This window comes from Elstera sp., from assembly GCF_044372965.1.
Taxonomy (GTDB): Bacteria; Pseudomonadota; Alphaproteobacteria; order Elsterales; family Elsteraceae; genus Elstera.
In genome coordinates, this window is sequence record NZ_JBILQX010000294.1 from 1 (window position 1) to 2,737 (window position 2,737).

General features: G+C 62.0%; 3 protein-coding genes. All 3 read left to right on the plus strand.

Translation table 11 applies throughout. The features are described 5' to 3' along the window. Positions 1 to 763: ABC transporter ATP-binding protein (locus ACIQ36_RS19810; protein ID WP_395832568.1), on the plus strand; the 763-nt coding region annotated here is incomplete at its 5' end. A gap of 83 nt (positions 764 to 846) precedes the next feature. Beyond that, positions 847 to 1,854 carry a Gfo/Idh/MocA family protein gene (locus ACIQ36_RS19815; RefSeq protein ID WP_395832570.1) on the plus strand — a complete coding sequence of 336 codons (1,008 nt, stop codon included), beginning with the start codon at positions 847 to 849 and terminating at the stop codon, positions 1,852 to 1,854. Between the two features lie 87 nt (positions 1,855 to 1,941). Then, positions 1,942 to 2,737, plus strand: a 796-nt coding sequence (locus tag ACIQ36_RS19820) for a lysozyme inhibitor LprI family protein (protein WP_395832572.1), incomplete at its 3' end; no start/stop codon positions are given.

Sequence of the window (2,737 nt, forward strand, 5' to 3'; positions counted from 1 at the left end):
GATGGTGTTTCAATCCTACGCCCTCTATCCCCATCTCGACGTGCGCCGGAATATGGGTCTTGCCTTAGAGCAGGAGGGGGCTGCGAAAGCCGAGATCGAGCGCCGCGTTGCCAAAGCCGCCACCATGCTTCAACTCGACCCACTCCTGGCGCGCCGCCCGGCGGAGTTATCCGGTGGTCAGCGGCAGCGTGTCGCTATTGGCCGGGCAATTGTACGCGAACCGAGCCTGTTTTTGTTCGACGAGCCGCTGTCGAACCTCGATGCGGCTTTACGCGTCGGAACCCGCATCGAAATTGCTAAACTGCACCGGCAGTTGGGCGCAACGATGATTTACGTCACTCACGATCAGGTGGAAGCGATGACGCTGGCCGACCGCATCGTCGTGTTCAACGGCGGTAAAATCGAGCAAGTGGGCCGCCCGATGGAGCTGTACCATACGCCCGCGAACCTGTTCGTCGCGGGCTTCATCGGCTCACCGACGATGAATTTTCTCGGCGGCGATTATGCCGCGCGGCTGGGCGCGACAACGCTCGGCATCCGCCCGGAACACTTGCGCATCCTGGGCGACGGGCCGTGGCAGGGCGAGATTATCCATATCGAATACCTCGGGTCCGACACGATGATCTATGTGGAGGTTCCCGGCGCGGGGACGCTCACCGTGCGCGTGGGTGAAGATGTTACCCATGCCATCGGCGATACCATCAAGCTTGCGCCGTTGGATGCCAAAATTCATCGGTTCGATGCTTCAGGGGTGGCCCTTTAAGGTTGTTCTTTCCCGCTGGTTTGGCAGGCCCGCCCCAGGTATGCTGGCGCGCATAAATCATACAATTGGGATGGAAACGCGCGATGAGCGGAACAGTCACCTGGGGCGTGCTCAGCACGGCAAAGATCGGGCTCGAAAAGGTCATTCCGGCGATGATGCGCGGCGAGGTTTCGCAGGTGGCAGCCATCGCCTCGCGCGACCTTAACACCGCCCGCACGGCTGCCGACCAGCTTGGCATCGCCAAAGCGTATGGCAGCTACGAAGAGCTGCTGGCCGATCCGGATATTGACGCGATTTATAATCCGCTTCCCAACCACCTGCACGTGCCTTGGACGATCAAAGCCTTGCAGGCGGGGAAGCATGTGCTGTGCGAAAAGCCGATCGGCATGACGGCGGACGAGGCGCAAACTCTTATTGCAGCGCGCGATGCCTCGGGCAAGCGGGTCGCCGAAGCCTTTATGGTGCGCTATCACCCGCAATGGCGGCGGGCGCGGGAGATTGTCGCCTCGGGCCAATTGGGCGACGTGCGGGCGATTCAAACGCTGTTTTCCTATTTCAATGTCGATCCCAGCAATGTGCGCAATCAGGCCGATATTGGTGGCGGTGGGTTGCTGGATATTGGCTGCTACGCGGTGGCGACCGCGCGCTATATTTTTAGCGGTGAGCCGCAGTGGGTGATCGGGTTGATTGAGCGCGATCCGGCGTTTGGGACCGACCGGCTGGCGAGCGGCCTTGCCGCTTTCTCCGAAGGGCGGCAGTTGGCCTTTACCTGTTCCACGCAGCTTGTGCCCTATCAGCGCGTGCAGATTTTAGGCACCAAAGGGCGGCTTGAAATCGAAATTCCGTTCAATGCCCCACCGGGCTACGGCTGCTCGCTGCTGCTGGATACGGGGGCGGACCTCAAGGGGGGCGGCATCACGCGGGAAACCGTCGCGGAATGCGATCAATATACGCTTCAGGGCGATGCTTTCTCGCGGATGATCTTAGGCGAGGAGCCGCAAGAATTTGGGCTGGAAGATGCAATTTCTAACATGCGTGTGCTGGACGCATTAACGCGCTCCGCGCATAGCTCCCGCTGGGAAAAGCCATAGCGCCGCATTTGCACGCGGCCCCGGAACTCGGCATACTGCGCCTTATCCCCCGCGCCGCAGCGGGTTGACACATAAGGATTATTTCCGATGCGCAGGGTCACTGTCCGGGCCGTGGGGCTGTTGGGGGTTGGGCTCTGGACAGGGGGAGGGTTTTTCGGCCCGGCGCAGGCGGCAAGTTTCGATTGCGCCAAGGCCAAAGCCCCGATCGAACTGCTTATTTGCGCTACGCCTGCGGTGAATGCGCTGGATGATCGGTTGAAAGTGACGCTCGACGCGGCGGTAAAACGGGCGGGCGACGGGCGTGTAGCGCTGCTGGCCGATCATAAACGCTGGCTCGCCGAGTTTCCCAAAACCTGTAACGTCACCCCGCCGCCGGTATCCCCAACGGTTGTGACCTGCGTTGCGGCGGCCTATGAGCAGCATTTGGCGCAACTTGCCCCCGCTGCGCCTTCTACTGCGCCCGTCGTTGCCGTTCCCTCCCAACCGATCCCCGGACCGGTGGTGAAGCTCGATCACGCGCAGCTTCCGGCCTCCGGCACGCAATCGACCTATTTCTCCGTAGACGGGCCGGGGCGCATCACCGTGCGCGCCGAAAGCGCAACCGGCGTTGCCCTGCGCCTCGTCGATATGGTCGCGGGGCCGCTCGCCGAGGCGGGCGAGCCGGGCGAGCGCGACGGGCGGATCGATGCGCTGCTGGACCGGGGCCGTTATAAGCTTATTCTGAACGGGGCGGATAAGGCGACGGGAACGGTCGCGCTCACCGTCAGTTCCACGAGTGAGTTGAACCAGCCGCTGCCCGTTCTGGCGCATGATAGCGGGCAAACCCTGACCGATAGTTTGGGCGAAGGGCAACAGCGCTCCTACTGGCTCACGGTGGGAAGTG